This is a genomic window from Aeromicrobium sp. SP1 (assembly GCF_055663785.1).
Genome location: NZ_JBQVVK010000001.1, coordinates 1,339,612 through 1,358,415, shown reverse-complemented (window position 1 = coordinate 1,358,415; position 18,804 = coordinate 1,339,612). Strand labels below are relative to the sequence as shown.

The following is an 18,804-nucleotide window of genomic DNA, read 5'->3' as shown; positions in this document are numbered from 1 at the left end:
GGGCTTGATGCCCGACCGCTTCCTTGTTCGTCCTGCTGATCGTGCTCAGACGCTCGTCAGCCGGTCGCTCTCGTCGAGGTAGGCGACGGCGATCTCGCGCAGGCGCGCCTCGTGAAGTCGGGCATGGTGCCCGCAGAACAGCAGGTCCGTGCCCGAGGCGAGCTCGACGCGGACGAAGGCCTGCGCCCCGCACCGGTCGCAGCGGTCGGCGGTGGTGAGGGCGGGGAACTCGGCGGTGGCCGTCACGGTGTCCTCGTTTCGTCGATGGTCGTCGTCCTACACATAGATACTCCCTCATCGTGCCAAAGCCGCACGGACACGCGGCAGTCGCGTGTCACGTTCGGATGTCGGCGGGTGGGCTCGGTAGCGTGGGACCCAGACTCACGAGGGAAGGATCCGCACATTTCGACGTACGACGCCCGCAACCTGCTCGTCCTCGAAGGCCTCGAGGCGGTGCGCAAACGACCCGGCATGTACATCGGGTCCACCGACACGCGCGGGCTCATGCACTGCCTGTGGGAGATCATCGACAACGCCGTGGACGAGGCGCTCGACGGCCACTGCACCCGCATCGACGTGGTGCTGCACGCCGACGGCTCCGTCGAGGTGCGCGACGACGGCCGAGGGGTCCCGGTCGACATCGAGCCCAAGACCGGTCTGACCGGCGTCGAGGTCGTCTACACGAAGCTGCACGCGGGCGGGAAGTTCGGCGGCGGCTCGTACAACGCGACCGGCGGCCTGCACGGCGTCGGTGCCTCCGTCGTCAACGCGCTGTCGTCGCGACTGGACGTGCAGGTCGACAAGGGCGGGGCGACGTGGGCCATGTCGTTCCGTCGCGGCACCCCGGGCACCTTCGCCGGCGGCACGCCCGAGGCGGACTTCAAGGTCGACAACACGCTCCACAAGGTCGGGAAGGTCGCCAAGGCCCGCACCGGCACCCGCGTCCGCTACTGGGCGGACCCACAGATCTTCATCAAGGGCGCGAAGTTCTCCTACGAGGACCTCGTCGCCCGAGCGCGCCAGACCTCGTTCCTGGTGCCGGGCCTGCACATCATCCTGCGCGACGAGCGCGACGGCGAGCCGCACGAGGAGGAGTTCCTGCACGAGGGCGGCATCTCGGAGTTCTGCGAGTTCCTCGCGTCCGACACCCCCGTCACCGAGGTGCTGCGCCTGCAGGGCGAGGACACCTTCACCGAGACGGTGCCGGTGCTCGACAGCAAGGGCCACATGACGCCCCAGGACGTGGAGCGCACGCTCGGCGTCGACATCGCACTGCGCTGGGGCACCGACTACGAGTCGACCCTGCGCTCGTTCGTCAACATCATCGCGACGCCGAAGGGCGGCACCCACGTCTCCGGGTTCGAGCGCGGCATGACCAAGACGTTCAACGACGTGCTGCGCACGACACGACTGCTCAAGGCCGGTGATGCGGACGTCATCAAGGACGACGTGCTCGAGGGCCTCACGGCGGTCGTCACGGTGCGACTCGCCGAGCCGCAGTTCGAGGGCCAGACGAAGGAGGTCCTGGGCACGCCGCCGGTCACCCGGATCGTGAACAAGATCGTCTCGCGCGAGCTCAAGGAGTTCCTGACCGGCACGAAGGCCGCCCAGAAGGCCAAGGCGCGCCTCGTGATGGAGAAGGTCGTCGGCGCGTCCCGCACGCGACTGGCTGCCCGCCAGCAGCGCGATGCCCAGCGCCGCAAGAACGCGCTCGAGTCGAGTGCGCTGCCGGCGAAGCTGGCCGACTGCCGCAGCAACGACGTCGACCGCACCGAGCTGTTCATCGTGGAGGGCGACTCGGCCCTCGGCACCGCGAAGTCGGCCCGCGACGGCGAGTTCCAGGCGCTGCTGCCGATTCGCGGCAAGATCCTCAACGTCCAGAAGGCCAGCGTCGGCGACATGCTGAAGAACGCCGAGTGCTCGTCGATCATCCAGGTCGTCGGTGCCGGCTCCGGGCGTACGTTCGACATCGACGCCGCGCGGTACGGGCGGGTGATCTTCATGGCGGACGCCGACTCCGACGGCGCGCACATCCGCTGCCTGCTCGCGACCCTGTTCTTCCGGTACATGCGGCCGCTCGTCGAGGCCGGTCGCGTGTACACGGCCGTGCCGCCGCTGCACCGGATCGAGCTGGTCAATCCGAAGAAGGGGCAGGACAAGTACATCTACACGTACTCCGACCCCGAGCTGCAGCGCACCCTCGCCCAGCTGCAGAAGCGGAACATCCGCTGGAAGGACGCGCCGCAGCGCTACAAGGGGCTGGGCGAGATGGACGCCGACCAGCTGGCCGAGACCACGATGGAGCCGCGCCACCGGACCTTGCGCCGGCTCACGGTCGACGACGCGGAGGAGTCGGCCGCGGTGTTCGAACTCCTGATGGGCAACGAGGTGCCGCCCCGCAAGGAGTTCATCGTCCAGGGTGCCTACGAGATCGACGCCGACCTGATCGACGCGTAGCGCCGTTCAGGCGACGGGGGTGAGCAGGCCCGAGTCGACGTCGTAGAGGAAGCCGCCGACCTCGACCGAGTCGGGGACGAGGGGGTGGCTCTTCACGCGGTGCACGTCGGCGCGGATCGTGGCCTCCTGGTCGACGATCGCGCCGAGCGTCATCCACGAGGCGTCCGCTCCCGTGAAGTCGCCGATCTTGGCCTTGAGCTCATCCTCGGTCGAGGACGCCATCGCGCACCGGGTGTGCTCGACCACCATGACCCGCTCGACCCGCAGCAGGGTGACGCCCAGCACGACGGCGACGAGCGCCTGGTCGGTGACGCGGCCGCCGGGGTTGCGCAGGATCTTCGCGTCGCCGGGCGCGAGCCCGATCATGCGGAGCGGATCGATGCGCGAGTCCATGCAGGTCACCATGGCCACACCCGCGCGGGCGATGCCGTCGAAGCCGCCCTCGTGGTCGTGGGAGTAGCGCTCGTTGGCCGCCAGAAGGTCGTCGAAGGCACCATTCATGGCGACACGGTAGCGCGGCGACGCAGGAGCACGAGCGCGAGGGTCGCCGCGATGAAGGCCGAGATCGCGGCACCCGTGAAGACGGCCTGCAGTTGGGCGATCCCCGCGTCGTTGAGTGCCCTGGCGTAGGCCGCGCAGGCGGTCGGCTTGCCGCACAGCTGCTCGACCGGGGCGATGTCGGCGACCGCCTGGTGGAAGGCGCGCAGCCCGATGGAGGTGAGCGCCGAGATCCCGACGAGCATGCCGATCATGCGTGCCACGACGAGCAGCGCGCTCGCGAGACCGTGCACGTCGTCGGCGGTGTGCGCGAGCAGTGCGGCGTTCACCGGGGCGATCGCGAGACCGAAGCCCAGACCGCACGTGGCGAGGACGACGGTGGCGGCGGGGGACTCCAGCGCCGAGGCGTCCCACCGGGCCATCACGAGGAAGCACGCGCCCGCGAGCGCCATCGCACCGGCGGTCAGCGATCCGGCGGGAATCCGTCGCAGCAGCCAGCCACCGAGCACGGCGCCGACTGGCAGGGCGACGAGGAAGCGCAGGAGGACCAGAGCGGCCTCGAGCTGGTCGTCGCGCGCGATCGTGATGCGTGCGAAGAAGGGGATGTCGACAAGCGCCGCGATGAGGGCGGCGCCGACGAAGAACGACACCGTGATCGCTCCCCACGCGGGCGTCGCCGAGAGCGCGCCACGGGGGATGAGCGGGTGGGCGGCACGCCGGCCGCGCCAGACGAAGACGGCCATGGCCACGGCGGCGAGCGGCAGCAGGACCCAGGCGTCCTCGGCCAGGACCGCCTGCTCCGGCTCGGCGGTGGCGAACGTGACGATCACGGCGCCGAGCGCCACGGTCAGTGCTGCGGCACCCCACAGGTCGGTCTCCCGCGCGACGTCACGCCACGCGCGCCAGTCGACCAGCGGGTGCGACGCGGTCGCCTGCCGGACCACGAAGGCGGCCGTGAGGGCATACCCCGCGAAGGCCAGGGGGGTGAGCCAGCGCGAGTCCCCGGTCACCGGCAGGAACGCCAGCCCGCTCGTGACGCCCGTGACGAGGCGCTCGGGTTGCAGCATCACCACGACCAGGCAGCCACCGGCGAGCAGGGCCAGGACGAGGCCGATCACGTCGAACGGTCGTCGTTCGTCCTCGCCCGGCCGGTATCGCAGCATCGCCGCACCGATCACCAGCCCGACCACGGCGTTGAGCCAGAAGATGTCGTGCCACGTCCCGAACGCCAGCACGGCGGCGCCCCACAGGGGTCCGACGACGCTGCCGAGCTCCTGCACTGCGCCCACGACGCCGAGCGGGAGGCCTCGGCGCTCCGCCGGCCACGTGTCGGCGATGAGCGCGAGGGTGGGCGGGATGAGGCCGCCACCCCCGATGCCCTGGATGAGGCGTCCGATCACGATCGACGGCAGGTCGTAGCCGGCGGCCGTGATGACCGAGCCGATCGCGAACACGACGAGGCACCCGATCAGGACGGGCACCCGACCTCGCAGATCCGAGACCCGGCCGATGAGCGGCAGCACGGCGACGTAGCCGAGCAGGAAGCCCGAGACGATCGGCGCAGCGCGCTGCAGGTCGTCGACGGTCAGCCCGGCGGACGTCATCATGTCGGGCAGCGCGAGCACCACGACGTACGTGTCGGCCGCCGCGAAGCCGATCGCGACCGCCGCGAGCGCCAGCAGCCCGCGGGAGGCGAGCTCTCGGGCCGCCATCGGGTCAGGGTGCCGTGATCGTCACGGGCGAGTCGTGCGGCTCGAGCGTCAGCGTGTAGGTCACCTGGTCGTCGCCGTAGAAGGGCCCGGTGACCTTCGCGTCGTGCAGCTCGTCGTCGTCGGTGAGCCGGTAGGTCACCGTGAAGTCCTGTGCGGTGTCGGCCGTGGGGATCAGCTCGGCCACGGTGTCACCCGGAATCGTGCCGGTGACCTCGGTCAGCACCTCCGAGCCGTCGCGCGACTTGTCGCCCGTCTTGACGTCCTCGGTGGCTCCGAGCAGTCCCGCGAGGCCGTCATCGGCGCCCGTGCCGACGAGGGCCGCCGGGTCGGGTGCGCCCAGCGAGGCGGGATCGAGCACCGCGAACGTGGGGGAGAAGCCGGTCTTGGCCCAGACCTGCCCGTCGACCGCGATCACCTGCGCACCGATCGTGGGCCCACCGGCCACGACCTCGACGTCGCCGCGGAACGCGGGCGCGTGCGTGCCCACTCCCGTGGCAGACAGCAGGCCCCGCTGGCCGTCGGGCAGCGCCTCGGTCCGAAGCGTGATGTCGAGCGCTTCGGCGCTGGCGAGCTCGGCCGCGGCGGCGTCGAGCCGATCCTGGGCGCTGGCCCCGTCATCGGAGGAGTCGTCGCCGGTGCAGGCCGACAGGACGAGCCCGGCGCCGCACAGGGCGACGGTGGTCAGGAGGCGACGTGGAAACACGGGGGTCAGTCTGACATGGGACGTGCACCGAGCAGGTGACCCGCCGCGCTGGACACGCCCGCGACCGGCTGGCCCACCGAGGTGCCCGACCCGTCCCGCTTGTCCACGACTGCCGGCAGGTCGACGGGGGAGCCGCTCGCGGCCGCCGCGACCGGCGCGCCGTCGCCCACCCACGCGAAGATCAGGCCGTCCTCGCCGCTGAGCAGCCGCTGGCAGCGCACGCCACCGGTGCCGCGCCCCTTCGCCGGGTAGATGGCCAGCGGGGTGACCTTGGCCGAGCCGGCCTGCGTCCCCGGAAGGGCGTCGCCGCTGCCGGCCACCGTGACGACATGGGCGGCGTCGACGTCCGCCACGGCACCGAACGTGACGACGTGCGCGCCGGCGCCGAGCTTCACGCCGGCGATGCCGCCGCCGGATCGACCCTGCGGGCGCACGGCCGAGGCGGAGAAGCGCAGCAGCTGGGCATCGGACGTGATGAACGCGAGTTCCTCCTCGCCCGTGACGAGCGCGACCGCGCCGACGAGCCGGTCGCCGTCGTCCAGCCGGATCAGCTCCCAGCTGTCGCGATTCGTGAGGTGGTCGGGCCTGACCCGCTTGACGATGCCGGCGCGGGTGCCGAGCGCGAGTCCGGGCACGTCCTCGGCGAAGGTCATGAGCGTCAGGGCCGGGCCGTCGAGCTGGACGAGCTCGGACAGCGGCACGCCACCCTGCAGGTGCGGTGACTCCGCCGTGGGCGGCAGGGCGGGCAGGTCGAGCACGTCGATCCGGTGCACCGTGCCGGCCGTGGTCACCACCCCCACCTGGCCTCGGGCCGTGGAGCGCACCGCCGCGACGATCGTGTCGTGCTTGGCGCGACGGCCCAGGTCGCCGAGCGGCTCGGCGTCCGAGGTCCGCGCGACGAGCCCGGTGGACGACAGCAGGACCCAGCACGGATCGTCGGGCACCTCGATCGAGGCGCCCGCGGCCGCCGGGGCGGGCACGCCCGCGGACTCCAGCAGCACGGTCCGCCGGGGGGTGCCGAACCGCTGGGCCACCTGGGACAGCTCGTCGCCGACGACGGTGCGCAGCATCGTCTCGTCGGCGAGGATCGCATCGAGCTCCTCGATCGTGCGACGCAGGTCCTCGGCCTCCTTCTCCAGTTCGAGCCGCGAGAACCGCGTGAGCCGACCCAGCTGGAGGTCGAGGATGTAGTCGGCCTGCAGCTCGCTGAGGTCGAAGACCGAGATGAGCCGGGTCCGGGCCTCGCCGCGGTTCTCCGAGGACCGGATGAGCTGGATGACCTCGTCGATGTCGAGGATCGCCAGCAGCAGGCCGTCCACGAGGTGCAGCCGCGCGGCAGCCTTGTTCCGGCGGAAGGTCGTACGGCGACGCACGACGTCGATGCGGTGCTCGAGGAAGACCTCGAGCATCTCCTTGAGACCGAGCGTGCGGGGCTGCCCGTCGACGAGTGCGACCGCGTTGATCCCGAACGACGACTCGAGCGGGGTCTGGCGGTAGAGCTGTTCGAGCAGGGCCTCGGGGACGATGCCGTTCTTGACCTCGATCACGAGGCGCAGGCCGTGGTGGCGGTCGGTGAGGTTCTTCAGGTCGGAGATGCCCTGCAGCTTCTTGGCCTGCACGAGCTTCTTGATCGACTCGATGACCTTCTCCGGGCCGACGTTGTACGGCAGCTCGGTGACGACGATGCCCTTCCGGCGCGGCGTGACGTTCTCGATGCGGGCCGTGGCGCGCATCTTGAACGAGCCGTTGCCGGTCGCGTAGGCGTCACGGACGCCGTCGAGGCCGACGATCTTGCCGCCGGACGGCAAGTCGGGACCCGGCACGAAGCGCATGAGCGCGTCGACGTCGGCCTCAGGGTGGTTGATGAGGTGGCGCAGCGCCTGGACGATCTCGATGAGGTTGTGCGGGGCGATGTTGGTCGCCATGCCGACCGCGATGCCGGTCGCGCCGTTGACCAGCAGGTTCGGGATCGCCGCGGGCAGGACCGTGGGCTCGCCGAGCCGGCCGTCGTAGTTCGGCTTGAAGTCGACCGTGTCCTCGTCGAGCGAGGCGGTCATCGCCTCGGCGGGGTCGTCCATCCGGCACTCGGTGTACCGCATCGCGGCGGGCGGGTCGTCGGGCGAGCCGAAGTTCCCGTGCCCGTCGAGCAGCGGCAGCCGCAGCGACCACGGCTGGACGAGGCGCACGAGGGCGTCGTAGATCGCGCCGTCGCCGTGCGGGTGCAGCTTGCCCATCACCTCGCCGACGGGGCGCGCGCTCTTGACGTGCGGGCGGTCGTGCCGCAGGCCCATCTCGTCCATCGTGTAGAGGATGCGGCGCTGCACGGGCTTGAGGCCGTCGCGGGCGTCGGGAAGGGCGCGGGCGTAGATCACCGAATAGGCGTACTCGAGGAAGCTGGAGCGCATCTCGTCGCCGACGTCGGTGTCGAGGATGTGCTCCTCGAAGTCCCCCACTTCTGTCGCGGTGTCGGTCACTGGGTCATTGTCCCCGTTGGCTCCACCGGGTCGACGACCGCCACGCCGGGGACCCTCGTGCTGTGGCGTGAGGCACCCGTCCCGCGCGCTGCCCGCGCGGTAGGTTGGTGCCCGTGACCGCCGAGCCGACCCCACCCGTCGACCCCGCCAGCGCGGTGCCGCACCCGGTGCCCGCGTGGGAGGCCGACGTCCTGCTCAAGGACGGCCGCGTCGCGCAGATCCGCCCGATCGTTCCCGAGGACGCGCCGAAGTTCGTCGCCTTCTACGACCGGGTGTCGGCCGAGTCGAAGTACTTCCGGTTCTTCGCCCCGTACCCGCGGCTCTCGGACCGCGACATCGAGCGGTTCACGACCGTCGACCACCACAAGCGCGTCGCGTTCGTCGTGACGCAGCACGACGAGATCATCGCGGTGGGCCGCTACGACGGGATCTCCGACGAGGAGGCCGAGGTCGCCTTCCTCGTCGAGGACGCCCACCAGGGCCGGGGCATCGGCCAGCTGCTGCTCGAGCACCTCGCGCAGGCCGGACGCGAGCGCGGCTACGCGGAGTTCACCGCGGAGGTGCTGCCCGAGAACGTGCGGATGCTGCAGGTGTTCCGCGAGATGGGCTACACGATCAGCGGCATGCTCGAGGACGGCGTGCAGCGACTCACGTTCGAGATCAACCCCACCGACTCCGCGCTGGGCGTCATGCGCTCGCGCGAGCAGCGCGCCGAGGCGGCGTCGATCGCGCGGATCTTCGATGCCCGCAGCGTCGCGGTCGTCGGCGCCAGCCGTCGCCAGGACTCGATCGGCCAGGCGATGGTGCGCAATCTCGTCCTGGGCGACTACGCCGGCACGGTCTACGCCGTGAACTCGCAGGCCGAGGCCGTCTCGGGGATGCCCGCCTACCCGACCGTGCGCGACGTCCCCGGCGACGTCGACATCGCGATCGTCGCGGTTCCCGCCGAGCACGTGAACGACGTCGTGCTGGACTGCGCCGCGAAGGGCGTCCACGGCCTGATCGTGATCTCCGCGGGCTTCGCCGAGGAGGGCCCGGAGGGCCGCGCGCGTCAGCAGGAGCTGCTGCACTTGTGCCGCACCCACGGGCTGCGACTCATCGGACCTAACTGCCTCGGCATCATCAACACCTCCTCCGACGTGCTGCTGAACGCCTCGCTCGCGCCGTCGATGCCGCCGCCGGGCCGCGTCGGCTTCTTCTGCCAGTCCGGAGCCCTCGGCTCGGCGATCCTGGACTCGGTCGCCTCACGCGGGTTGGGTCTGTCCACCTTCGTCTCGGCGGGCAACCGCGCCGACGTCTCCGGCAACGACCTGCTGCAGTACTGGCAGCAGGACGAGGCCACCGAGGTCGTGCTGCTGTACCTCGAGTCGATCGGCAACCCGCGCAAGTTCTCGCGGCTGGCCCGTCGCGTCTCCGAGGTCAAGCCGGTCGTCGCTGTCAAGTCCGGCCGGTCCACGCAGGGCGTGCCAGTCGGGCACACCGTGCGCAGCAGCTCGGCGCCGCAGCAGGCGGTCGACGCGATGTTCAAGCAGGCCGGCGTCATCCAGGTGGACAACCTCGACGAGATGTTCGACGTCGCCCAGCTGCTCGCGCACCAGCCCCTGCCGCGCGGCAACCGCATCGCCGTGGTCGGCAACTCCGACGCCGTCGCGCTGATCGTCACCGATGCCGCGAAGGCCCAGGGCCTGCAGGTCGCGCCGCCGGTCTCGCTGGGTGCCACCGCCGGCGCCGAGGAGTTCGAGATCGCCATCGAGGGTGCGCTCGGCCGTCCCGACGTCGACGCGCTCGTCGTGGTCTACGCGCCGCCGATCAGCACCGACGGCGACGCCGTCGCGAACGTGCTCGCGGCGATCGGCGAGCAGTCGGACAAGCCGATCGTGTCCACCTTCCTGGCCAGCAAGGGCATCCCGATGCTGCTGCGCGTGCCGGACCTGCAGGGCGGCTCGGCCGGGCGCGGCTCCGTGCCGTCGTACGCGGCGCCGGAGTCGGCGGTCAAGGCGTTGGCCCGCGCCGTGAACTACGCCGAGTGGGCAGCGCGTGACCACGGCGAGTACCACGTCGCCGCCGAGCATCGCTCCGGTGACGCCAAGTCGCTCATCCGCGACGTCCTCACGATCGCCCCGCGTGGTGCCGTGCTGTCCACCGAGCAGGTGCACTACCTGCTGTCCTGCTACGGGATCGACCTGTGGACGTGGCTCAACGTGCACAACCGCGACCAGGCGATCGCCGCGGGCGAGCAGTTGGGCTGGGACGTCGTCCTCAAGGCCGGCAGCGAGCACCTGAGGGCCCGACCCGACCTGGCGCACGTGTGGCGTGGCATCAACGACGCGGACGACATGACCGAGGCGTGGGACACCATGACGACGTGGTCCGGCATTCGCCCGGACACGACGTTCTTCGTCCAGAAGTCCGCCCCCGACGGCGTCCAGGTCGCGTTCCGTGCCACCGAGGACCGGCTGTTCGGCCCGCTCGTGTCCTTCGGCATCGCCGGCGCCCCGAGCGAGCTGCTCGAGGACCGCAGCTACGGCATCCCGCCGTTGACCGACGTCGACGCCCGCGCGATGGTCAGCGGGATCCGTGCCGCGCCGCTGCTGTTCGGGTACCGCGGTGCCGAGGCGGTCGACGTCGCCGGGCTCGAGGACATCGTGCTGCGGCTCGCCGCCCTCAAGGACGACCTGCCGGAGGTCGTGTCCCTCGATCTCGAGCCGGTGTCCGTCAACGCGAACGGCTACACGGCCCTCAGCGCGCGGGCCAAGGTCATTCCGTCCTCCGACAGCCGGGGGGACTGGTTCGTCCGGCGGCTGAGCCAGCCCGACCAGCCGGCGGATACCCTGAACCGGTGACGCAGACCGACGCGCTGTTCGCGGCCATCTCGCGCAGTGGCTACTACCCGGACATCGTCGCCGGTGCCCTGCAGGACGCCCTGGCGGGCGAGCCGGCCGACTCCTACGTGCTCCATCACGAGCCGACGTTCGACCGCGAGGAGATCCGGCGCCACATGTCGGTCCTGGTGCTCACGCCGACCCGGCTGCTGCTCACCCACACCGACGAGCATCCCGGTGACACCCTGCTGCCGAAGCCGTACACGTCGACGTCCGCCGAGGCCGTCCCGCTGTCGCGGATCGCGAGCGTCGTGGTGACCCGCATGGTGTCCGCCCAGACGCAGCAGCTCGAGGAGGCCGTGCTCACCGTCTCGTGGGGTGCGGTCTCGCGCGTCGACCTCGAACCCGCACGGTGCGACGACCCCGAGTGCGACGCCGACCACGGGTACACCGGCTCGGTCGCCGGCGACGACTTCTCGCTGCGCCTCAGCGCGGCCGCCGAGGGTGGCTCGGCGGTCGAGGGCCTGCTGGAGTTCGCCCGGGCCCTGACCGCCGCGACGACCGTCGCCGGCGTTCGATGAGTCCGGCGTTCCATGAGTGCTGAATCGCCGCGCGCCGCGATCCACGAGGTGCTCACCTCGGTCGGCGCGGCGCTGGGATCGCCGTCGTGGACCGACGTGCTCGGCCTCCCGGCAGGGCAGCGCTACGTCGTGATGCTCGTCGACGGACTGGGCCTGGACCTCCTGCGCGAGCATGCCGAGATCGCACCCCATCTCGCATCGCTGCCGAACGTCGAGGACGTCGTCGCGGGGATCCCGTCGACGACCTCGGTCAGCCTCACCTCGCTCGGCACGGGGCTGCGACCCGGTGCGCACGGCATGGCCGGCTACACGTGCCGCATCCCCGGCACCCGACGCTTCCTCAACACCCTCAAGTGGGACTCGAGGGTCGACCCGCAGCAGTGGCAGCCGCACCGCAACGTCCTGCAGCAACTGCAGTCCGAGGGCGTGGCGGTCACGGTCGTCAACGACGCGCGCTTCGAGGCCAGCGGCCTGACCCGCTGCAGCCAGCGCGGCGTCCCCTTCGTGGGGGCGAACACGCCGTGGGAGCGGCTCGCGGCGGTGGCCGAGGCCGTCGAGCGCGGTGACCGCTCACTCGTCTACACATACGAGTCGTCCATCGACCACACGGGCCACGGCAACGGCGTCGACTCCGACGAGTGGCGCACGGCGCTCGCGCAGGTCGACCGCGACGTCGCGGACCTGCGCGCCGCGCTGGCCCCCGACGTGACGCTGCTCGTCACCGCCGACCACGGGATGGTCGACGTGCCGATGTCCGGGCGCTTCGACCTGGTCGACCACCCCCGACTGCTCAACGACGTCGTGCTCGTCGCGGGCGAGGCCCGCTTCCGGCACGTGCACACCGCGTCCGGCGCCGAGGCGGCCGTCGCCGCCCGCTGGCGTGCCCGGCTCGGCGAACGGGCAGAGGTGCGGCTGCGCGACGACGCCGAGGACTGGTTCGGACCGCTCGACCCGACCATGCGGGCCCGGTTCGGCGACGTCGTCGTCGCGGCGCGGGACGACTTCGCCATCTTCAAGTCCGACAGCTTCGGCATCGAGCTGAAGCTCCGCGGATTCCACGGCTCGATCACCGACCGCGAGCGGCGGATCCCCGTCCTGGTCGACGCCTGAGCGACTGCGAGAATCACGACGTGGCAGAACTGGTCTTCTACTCCGGGACGATGGACTCCGGCAAGAGCACCCTCGCGCTCCAACTGGCCCACAACCACCATGCCCGTGGGCGGGTCGGCCGCACCTACACCTCGCACGACCGGGCCGGCGAGGCGATCCTGTCGAGCCGCCTCGGCCTGTCGGCGCCCGCGCACGAGGTCTCGGATGACCTCAACTTCTGGGACGACGTCGTCGGTGAGCTGACCGCCGGTGCGCGGATCGACTTCCTGATCTGCGACGAGGCCCAGTTCTACCTGGGCCGCCAGATCGACCAGCTGGCCAAGGTCGTCGACGAGCTGTCGATCGACGTGTTCTGCTTCGGGATCCTGACCGACTTCCGCACCCGCCTGTTCACCGGGTCGACGCGGCTCGTCGAGCTCGCCGATCGCGTGCTGCAGCTGCAGGTCGAAGCCCTGTGCTGGTGCGGTGCGCGCGCGACGCACAACGCCCGCACCGAGGACGGCGAGATGGTCACCGAGGGTGAGGTCATCGTCGTCGGCGACGTCGAGGACCCGGACCGGCCCGCACCCACGATCGGGTACGAGGTGCTCTGCCGACGGCACCACCGAAAGCGGATGACCGCGTCCCGCGCGCAGGCCGGCGCGCTGTCGCCCGACGTCCTTCCCTTCGACTGACCGAGAAATCACGCCGTCGGCGGGCAGGACGGATACCGCTCGATGTGGCGGGTGGGCGTGTCGAGGTGTCGGTCGTCGAGGTGACCGTGGGCTGCTTCTAATGGGTAGAGCATGTTGTGGTGTTTGCGGCACAGGCATCTGAGGTTGGGGCCGGCGGTTGGGCCGCCTGAATCGTGGTAGTCGACGGCATGGTCGAGGTCGGTTTCGTGCACGGGTGCTCGACAGCCGGCGACGCGGCAGGTGCCGTCTCGCCAGTGGAGTGCTTGTCTGAGTGATTCGGGTGGTCGGTAGGACAGGACGGTGGTGTCGAGCACCTGCCCGAGTGGGTCGAGGACCAGTCGCCTCAAGATGGTGTGTTCGCTGGTGGCGATTTCTCGTACCCAGGTGTTGTCGAGGGGTTCGCCGTCGCGGGTGAATCCCGGACCGTCGGTCAGTCCGATCAGGTCGGTGGCGGGAATTGAGATCGCAATCTCGGCTCGGATATCGGTTTCGGTGCCGGTGCACGAGGTCAGCCAGTGGCCGACCAGGTCGGCCTGCTTCTGATCGCGCGTCCGACGGTCACGTTCGCCGGTCTCCGGATCGATCTTGGGCAGTGCCTTGGCCGCCCTGCGGAGTCGATCCGCGACCGCGATCGCGACCCCGGTGGGCAGCAGGGCATACAACCACGAGGTGCCGTCGTCGTTGTGGGACACCGACACGCGACGTTCGTCGACCGCACGGGCGGCCTCAGCAGCGACCTGCTCGGCCTCCACCCTCGCCCGGAACCGCCGCAACCACGCGCGCAGCTCGCCGACCGTGTGGGTGGTGGCGTACTCCACCGACGAATGCTCCAACAGGCCCCAGCTCGCGGGCTGGGTGAGCCGCTCGGCCGTGTCGGCGATCGCGCCAGCCCGAGCTGCGTCGATGTCACCATCGCGGAACGCTTCCCAGACCCCCGGGGTCCGCTCCCGCAACGCGCCGGCCTCGGAGATGATCGCCCAAACGCGCGCCTCGGTGACTTTCAGCGCCTGCGCCAAGTCCAAGGTCACCTCACGGCGGGCGAGTTCCTTGGACAACAGCAGGTCGTCGGTCCGGTCGATCTTCGCGACCTGCGACTCGTGCCGATTCAGCACGAAGGCCCACTCGGCGAACTCCGCCCGAGCACGCTGACGGCGCACCATCTCGCACACCTCAGCCACGACCTCCGAACCCATGCACCCAACCTAGTGGGCACGTCCGACAGGAATGGCGCAGCAGGATCCCGCTCGCGCCGCCCTCCGGCCAAGTCGACGTGACTCTTGACGCGCCACTACTTGGTGTTACTATCTACTAGTAGTCAGTGACAGTGAGTAGATGGAGGCCGTCATGGGCAAGCTCGTGACCGAGATGCTGAAGGGGACGCTCGAGGGCGTCGTCCTGGCGGTGCTGTCCCGGCAGCCCGCGTATGGGTACGAGATCACGGCGTGGCTGCGCGAGCAGGGCTTCACCGACATCGCCGAGGGCACGATCTACGCGCTGCTCGTCCGGGTGGAGCAGCGCGGACTCGTCGACGTCGAGAAGGTGCCCTCCGAGAAGGGCCCGCCGCGCAAGGTCTACACGCTCAACGCTGCTGGCGCGGACTACCTCGATGAATTCTGGAGGACGTGGGGCTTCCTCTCGGACCGACTGGAACAGCTCCACCAAGGAGGAGAACGATCATGAACCTGTCCCGGATCCTGGGCGACAAGCGACGCTGGCGGCAGTACAAGGCGCGGCGGAACCAGCTGCCCACGCACCACCGCACCGCGATCGAGGGAGTCGAGCGCTACCTCATGTACTACGGCTCGATCACAAAGGGCGACATCATGATCGCGATGCTCGAGGACCTGCTGGACCTCTTCGAGCAGAGCGCCGCCAGCGGCACGTCCGTGCGCTCGGTCGTGGGCGACGACCCCGTGGAGTTCGCGGAGGAGTTCGTCCGCAACTACGCCGAGGGCCAGTGGATCGCGAAGGAGCGCGCGCGCCTCGTCGAGACGATCGAGCGCGCCGAGTCCGAGGAGGGCTCATGACCGCGATCGTCGTCGAGGGACTCGAGAAGTCGTTCGACGAGCTCCCGGTGCTGCGGGGCGTCGACCTCGCGGTGGAGCGCGGCAGCATCCTGGCCCTGCTCGGCTCGAACGGCGCCGGCAAGACGACGCTCGTGCGCATCCTGTCGACGCTGCTGGCGCCGGACGCGGGCTCGGCTCGCGTCGAGGGCTTCGATGTGCGGACGCAGGGGTCGGACGTGCGTGCCTCGATCAGCCTGACCGGCCAGTTCGCGGCGGTCGACGAGATCCTCACGGGGCGGGAGAACCTCGTGCTCGTCGCCCGGCTGCGTCGGGCGGGGGACCCCGCCGCGGTGGCGGAGAGGCTGCTGACCCGGTTCGGACTGGTCGACGCGGCGGACCGTCGTGCAGGGACGTACTCCGGCGGGATGCGCCGACGCCTCGACATCGCGATGAGTCTCGTGGGGGAGCCGCCCGTGATCTTCCTCGACGAGCCGACGACCGGGCTCGACCCGCAGGCCCGACTCGACGTGTGGAGCGCCGTCGAGGAGCTCGCCGACGCGGGCACGACGGTGCTGCTCACGACCCAGTACCTCGACGAGGCCGAGCACCTCGCGGACCGCATCGCGATCCTGCACGAGGGCCGGATCATTGCCGACGGCACCCTGGCCGAGCTCAAGCGGCTGTTGCCGCCGGCCAAGGTCGAGTACGTCGAGAAGCAGCCGACGCTCGAGGAGATCTTCCTCGCGCTCACCAGCCACGACGCGAAGGACCGGACATGACCACCCACGCCCTCGGCGACACGATCGCCCTGTCGGGACGCTCCATGCGGCACGTGCTGCGCAGCCTCGACACCATCATCACCGTGACGATCATGCCGATCGCCTTCATGCTGCTGTTCGTGTACGTCTTCGGCGGCGCGATCGACGCGGGCACCGACGACTACGTCGACTACCTGCTGCCCGGGATCGTGCTGATCACGATCGCGACCGGGGTCTCCTACACGGCGTTCCGGTTGTTCACCGATCTGCAGGCCGGCATCTTCGAGCGGTTCCAGTCGATGCCGATCGCCCGACCCTCGGTGCTGTGGGCCCACGTGCTGACGTCGATGGTCTCGGTCGCGATCTCGGTCGTGCTCGTCGTCGCCGTCGCGCTCGTGATGGGCTTCCGCTCGTCGGCCGGCGTCGTCGCCTGGCTACTGGTCGCCGCGATCGTGGGTCTGTTCGCGCTCGCCCTCACGTGGATCGCCGTCATCGCGGGGCTGTCCGCGACGTCCGTCGACGGGGCGAGTGCCTTCTCCTACCCGATCATCTTCCTGCCGTTCATCAGCTCGGCCTTCGTGCCCACCGAGACGATGCCCGCGCCGGTGCAGGCCTTCGCGGAGCACCAGCCGGTGACCCCGATCGTCGACGCCGTGCGTGGTCTCCTCGCCGGAGCGCCCGTGGGGCACGACGTGTGGATCGCGCTCGCGTGGTGCGTCGGCATCCTCGCGATCACCTACGTGGCCGCGATGGCCGTGTACCGCCGCCGGTTCGCCTCCTAGTCCGACGAGCCGCCGAACATGATCTCGTCCCAGCTCGGGACGGAGCGGCGGGAGTGCTTCTTGCGCGGCTTCGGGGTGTCCGGCACGGCGACGCGCTCCTCGAGGGCGGCGTCCTCCACGTCGAGCACGATCTTCTCGGTCGGCTCCTCGAACACGGCCTGCTCCATGGCCCGACGGTCGCGGGCCTCCTTGATCGAGCGGACCGGCGAGGTGTCGACGGGGGAGTCGTCCACGACCGTGCCGCCGAAGCCCTCGGGCGCGTCGGTCACGAGGTCGGCAAGTGCCATGTCGTGCTGTTCTTCGGTGGCCAGGTCGCCGACCAGCCCGCGGGCGGCGTCGTCGTCGGCCACGACGTAGCGGCTCTTGGAGTCGTAGAGGAAGGAGGCGTGGCCCTCGTCGAGGTCGACGCGGACGGTCCAGCGGCCGTCCTCGCGGCGCCACGCGTCCCAGTGCGCGGCCTCGGGCGTGATGCCGCGCTCGCTCAGGGCGGCATCGGCGAGCTCGGCCAGCGCGACGGCGGGCCCGCCCACGTGCTTGCGGCGGACGGAGGTCGACCGGGCGGACTGCGCCATCCACTCGCGCTCGGCGATCACCGGGACCGCGAACCCGTGGACCTGGTCGGCCGGGATGCCGGCTGCCGCGGCAACCTCATCGACGGACTCGCCGCGGCGGATCCGCGTCTGGATGTCTCGGGGGGTCAGCGAACTCTCCATCGGAATCTCCATCTGTCCGGATCGGCTCGAGGCGCTCGGCGTGCGATCGATCAGGGTGGTGAGCCGGCGATCGATGCTCAAGCGGAAGCGCTCACCAGTCGTCGCATCGCGAGCGACGAGGAATCGTCCGTCGTCGCTCAGTCCCACGGTCGCGATCTCCCGCATCGTCGAACCTCCCGTGTCGCTGCGCTTTTCGTCTTCTCGGGCCACCAATTTCGAGCCTAGTGAGACGTCGGGGGAATCCCGGGAGACTCGCCGGGGTGGACGACGGTTTCGCCCCGTTCGTCGGCTTCGACCGACTCCGGGACGCGGTAGAGCAGGGCGACCGTGGCGGCGACCAGCGCGGCGGCCGCGGGCAGCACGAACCCCACCGAGGCCGACCAGCGATCGACCATGACTCCCGCGAGGGCGGCCCCGCCGGCGACTCCCGTCGACAGCCCGGTCGTCGTCCACGTGAGGGCCTCGGTGAGTCGCGACTGCGGGGTGTTGAGCTCGACGAGGTGGACGGCCGTGATGAGGGTCGGTGCCACCATCAGGCCGGCCAGGAAGAAGCCCACGGCGAGCGCCGGAGTGCTCGGCGCGAAGGGCAGGGGAGCGAACAGCACGACGAGACCGGCGGTCGTCAGGCGCAGCCGTCGCACGCTGTCCCGGGGCGGTGGCAGCGCCCCGACCGCGAGCCCGGCGAGCAGACTGCCGACCGACCAGATCGCGAGCACGAGGCCGGCCGCACCGCGCTCGCCCTGCTCGTCGGTGAAGGCCACCACGAGCACCTCGGCCGAACCGAACAGCACCCCCAGGCCGAGCGCCGCGACGACGAGCGGTCCGAGCAGGGCCCAGCGCAGCGGCTCCCGGCCGCCGGCGCCGTGGTCCCGGTGCGGTGGCTGCGTGCTGCGCTGCGCGGCCAACCCCCACGCGCCGGCGACCGCCGCCGCACCGGCGAGGGCCAGGCCTGACCAGTCGAGCATGCTGAGCGTGAGCACCGTGACGAGCACGGGCCCGACGATGTAGACGACCTCGTCGAGCACGGCCTCCAGGGCGAACGCGGTCTGCAGCTTCGACCGGTCGTCGAGGGCGTGGGTCCAGCGGGACCGGACCATGTTCCCCGCCTGGGGCGCGCCGATTCCCGCCACGGCGGCCGCGAGCGCCGCGGCGACGAGTGAGCGGTCGACGACGAGCAGCAGGCTCGTCAGTCCCGTCGCGAAGAGGGCGCCCGCCGCCGCGAGCACGGGGGCCTGGCCGAACCGGTCGGCCAGTCGGCCCTGCACGGGCGCGAACACGGCCGAGACGAGCACGTAGACGGCCGAGACGGCTCCCGCGGGCGCGTACTCGCCCGTGCGCGCGGAGATCAGCAGCACGATGCCGAGCCCCGTCATGGACAGTGGCAGCCGACCCAGTGCGCCGGCGGAGGTGAAGGCCTTGGCGCCGGGGGTGGCGAGGATCGCGCGGTAGGTCGAGAGCATGACGAGCCCAATGTAGGGCCACGGGCCGAGCGCTCCGCCGCGTGGGAGACTGGG

Annotated in this window: 17 protein-coding genes; 9 read left to right on the top strand and 8 right to left on the bottom strand. The window is 70.8% G+C overall.

The genetic code is table 11. From position 1 onward, the window contains the following. Positions 1 to 45: 45 nt before the first annotated feature. Positions 46 to 246 carry a DUF7455 domain-containing protein gene (locus ACT26F_RS06675; protein ID WP_471669726.1) on the bottom strand — a complete coding sequence of 67 codons (201 nt, stop codon included), beginning with the start codon at positions 244 to 246 and terminating at the stop codon, positions 46 to 48. Between the two features lie 108 nt (positions 247 to 354). Here ACT26F_RS06675 and ACT26F_RS06670 point away from each other — a divergent pair, with 108 nt between their 5' ends. Next, entirely contained in the window at positions 355 to 2,457 is a 2,103-nt protein-coding gene (locus ACT26F_RS06670; protein ID WP_471669725.1) for a DNA gyrase/topoisomerase IV subunit B, read from the top strand. Positions 2,458 to 2,463: 6 nt separating this feature from the next. On the opposite strand, the gene ACT26F_RS06665 is transcribed toward ACT26F_RS06670, so the two are convergent. From ACT26F_RS06665 to ACT26F_RS06650, 4 genes are read right to left on the bottom strand one after another with little or no spacing between them, the layout of a single operon-like run. Next, positions 2,464 to 2,958, bottom strand: a complete 495-nt coding sequence (locus ACT26F_RS06665; RefSeq protein WP_471669724.1) for a beta-class carbonic anhydrase — start codon at positions 2,956 to 2,958, stop codon at positions 2,464 to 2,466. Then, positions 2,955 to 4,667, bottom strand: a complete 1,713-nt coding sequence (locus ACT26F_RS06660; RefSeq protein WP_471669723.1) for an MFS transporter — start codon at positions 4,665 to 4,667, stop codon at positions 2,955 to 2,957. Before ACT26F_RS06660 ends, ACT26F_RS06665 begins: the two co-directional genes overlap by 4 nt. 4 nt (positions 4,668 to 4,671) lie before the next feature. Further along, on the bottom strand, positions 4,672 to 5,370 hold the full coding sequence (locus ACT26F_RS06655; protein ID WP_471669722.1) for an LppX_LprAFG lipoprotein: 699 nt from the start codon (positions 5,368 to 5,370) through the stop codon (positions 4,672 to 4,674). Positions 5,371 to 5,375: 5 nt separating this feature from the next. Then, entirely contained in the window at positions 5,376 to 7,775 is a 2,400-nt protein-coding gene (locus ACT26F_RS06650; protein ID WP_471671663.1) for a DNA gyrase/topoisomerase IV subunit A, read from the bottom strand. Positions 7,776 to 7,957: 182 nt separating this feature from the next. Here ACT26F_RS06650 and ACT26F_RS06645 point away from each other — a divergent pair, with 182 nt between their 5' ends. The 4 genes from ACT26F_RS06645 to ACT26F_RS06630 are packed head-to-tail and all read left to right on the top strand — an operon-like array spanning position 7,958 to position 13,031. Next, positions 7,958 to 10,687 carry a bifunctional acetate--CoA ligase family protein/GNAT family N-acetyltransferase gene (locus ACT26F_RS06645; RefSeq protein ID WP_471669721.1) on the top strand — a complete coding sequence of 910 codons (2,730 nt, stop codon included), beginning with the start codon at positions 7,958 to 7,960 and terminating at the stop codon, positions 10,685 to 10,687. Beyond that, complete coding sequence (locus ACT26F_RS06640; protein ID WP_471669720.1) at positions 10,684 to 11,247, top strand: DUF5998 family protein; 564 nt, start codon at positions 10,684 to 10,686, stop codon at positions 11,245 to 11,247. The genes ACT26F_RS06645 and ACT26F_RS06640 overlap by 4 nt, the downstream gene beginning before the upstream one ends. A 12-nt stretch (positions 11,248 to 11,259) precedes the next feature. Next, entirely contained in the window at positions 11,260 to 12,357 is a 1,098-nt protein-coding gene (locus ACT26F_RS06635) for an alkaline phosphatase family protein (protein WP_471669719.1), read from the top strand. A gap of 20 nt (positions 12,358 to 12,377) precedes the next feature. After that, on the top strand, positions 12,378 to 13,031 hold the full coding sequence (locus tag ACT26F_RS06630) for a thymidine kinase (RefSeq protein WP_471669718.1): 654 nt from the start codon (positions 12,378 to 12,380) through the stop codon (positions 13,029 to 13,031). Positions 13,032 to 13,039: 8 nt separating this feature from the next. Here the strand turns inward: ACT26F_RS06630 and ACT26F_RS06625 are convergent, their stop codons facing one another. Further along, positions 13,040 to 14,224, bottom strand: coding sequence for an HNH endonuclease signature motif containing protein (locus ACT26F_RS06625; protein WP_471669717.1), 1,185 nt, complete (start codon positions 14,222 to 14,224; stop codon positions 13,040 to 13,042). A gap of 151 nt (positions 14,225 to 14,375) precedes the next feature. On the opposite strand from ACT26F_RS06625, the gene ACT26F_RS06620 reads away from it, so the two are divergent. Genes ACT26F_RS06620 through ACT26F_RS06605 form a run of 4 tightly spaced genes read left to right on the top strand, consistent with a single transcriptional unit; the run spans position 14,376 to position 16,577 of the window. Beyond that, complete coding sequence (locus ACT26F_RS06620) at positions 14,376 to 14,711, top strand: PadR family transcriptional regulator (RefSeq protein WP_471671662.1); 336 nt, start codon at positions 14,376 to 14,378, stop codon at positions 14,709 to 14,711. Beyond that, positions 14,708 to 15,058 (top strand): DUF1048 domain-containing protein, encoded by a 351-nt coding sequence (locus ACT26F_RS06615; RefSeq protein ID WP_471669716.1) that lies wholly within the window; start codon positions 14,708 to 14,710, stop codon positions 15,056 to 15,058. The genes ACT26F_RS06620 and ACT26F_RS06615 overlap by 4 nt, the downstream gene beginning before the upstream one ends. After that, positions 15,055 to 15,816 (top strand): ABC transporter ATP-binding protein, encoded by a 762-nt coding sequence (locus ACT26F_RS06610; protein WP_471669715.1) that lies wholly within the window; start codon positions 15,055 to 15,057, stop codon positions 15,814 to 15,816. Before ACT26F_RS06615 ends, ACT26F_RS06610 begins: the two co-directional genes overlap by 4 nt. After that, on the top strand, positions 15,813 to 16,577 hold the full coding sequence (locus ACT26F_RS06605; RefSeq protein ID WP_471669714.1) for an ABC transporter permease: 765 nt from the start codon (positions 15,813 to 15,815) through the stop codon (positions 16,575 to 16,577). Before ACT26F_RS06610 ends, ACT26F_RS06605 begins: the two co-directional genes overlap by 4 nt. Here ACT26F_RS06605 and sepH read toward each other — a convergent pair. Beyond that, positions 16,574 to 17,455, bottom strand: a complete 882-nt coding sequence (sepH, locus tag ACT26F_RS06600; RefSeq protein WP_471669713.1) for a septation protein SepH — start codon at positions 17,453 to 17,455, stop codon at positions 16,574 to 16,576. The genes ACT26F_RS06605 and sepH overlap by 4 nt on opposite strands. A 56-nt stretch (positions 17,456 to 17,511) precedes the next feature. After that, a complete protein-coding gene (locus ACT26F_RS06595; protein ID WP_471669712.1) occupies positions 17,512 to 18,750 on the bottom strand; it encodes an MFS transporter in 1,239 nt (412 codons plus the stop codon). Positions 18,751 to 18,804: the final 54 nt, after the last annotated feature.

Bases quoted from the DNA above. Each gene is read 5' to 3' on its own strand.
- ACT26F_RS06620 (WP_471671662.1), top strand. From the start codon at position 14,376: ATGGGCAAGCTCGTGACCGAGATGCTGAAGGGGACGCTCGAGGGCGTC.
- ACT26F_RS06660 (WP_471669723.1), bottom strand. From the start codon at position 4,667: ATGGCGGCCCGAGAGCTCGCCTCCCGCGGGCTGCTGGCGCTCGCGGCG.
- ACT26F_RS06635 (WP_471669719.1), top strand. From the start codon at position 11,260: ATGAGTGCTGAATCGCCGCGCGCCGCGATCCACGAGGTGCTCACCTCG.
- sepH (WP_471669713.1), bottom strand. From the start codon at position 17,455: ATGCGGGAGATCGCGACCGTGGGACTGAGCGACGACGGACGATTCCTC.
- ACT26F_RS06605 (WP_471669714.1), top strand. From the start codon at position 15,813: ATGACCACCCACGCCCTCGGCGACACGATCGCCCTGTCGGGACGCTCC.
- ACT26F_RS06650 (WP_471671663.1), bottom strand. From the start codon at position 7,775: ATGCGCTCCAGCTTCCTCGAGTACGCCTATTCGGTGATCTACGCCCGC.
- ACT26F_RS06625 (WP_471669717.1), bottom strand. From the start codon at position 14,224: ATGGGTTCGGAGGTCGTGGCTGAGGTGTGCGAGATGGTGCGCCGTCAG.
- ACT26F_RS06595 (WP_471669712.1), bottom strand. From the start codon at position 18,750: ATGCTCTCGACCTACCGCGCGATCCTCGCCACCCCCGGCGCCAAGGCC.
- ACT26F_RS06665 (WP_471669724.1), bottom strand. From the start codon at position 2,958: ATGAATGGTGCCTTCGACGACCTTCTGGCGGCCAACGAGCGCTACTCC.
- ACT26F_RS06610 (WP_471669715.1), top strand. From the start codon at position 15,055: ATGACCGCGATCGTCGTCGAGGGACTCGAGAAGTCGTTCGACGAGCTC.
- ACT26F_RS06615 (WP_471669716.1), top strand. From the start codon at position 14,708: ATGAACCTGTCCCGGATCCTGGGCGACAAGCGACGCTGGCGGCAGTAC.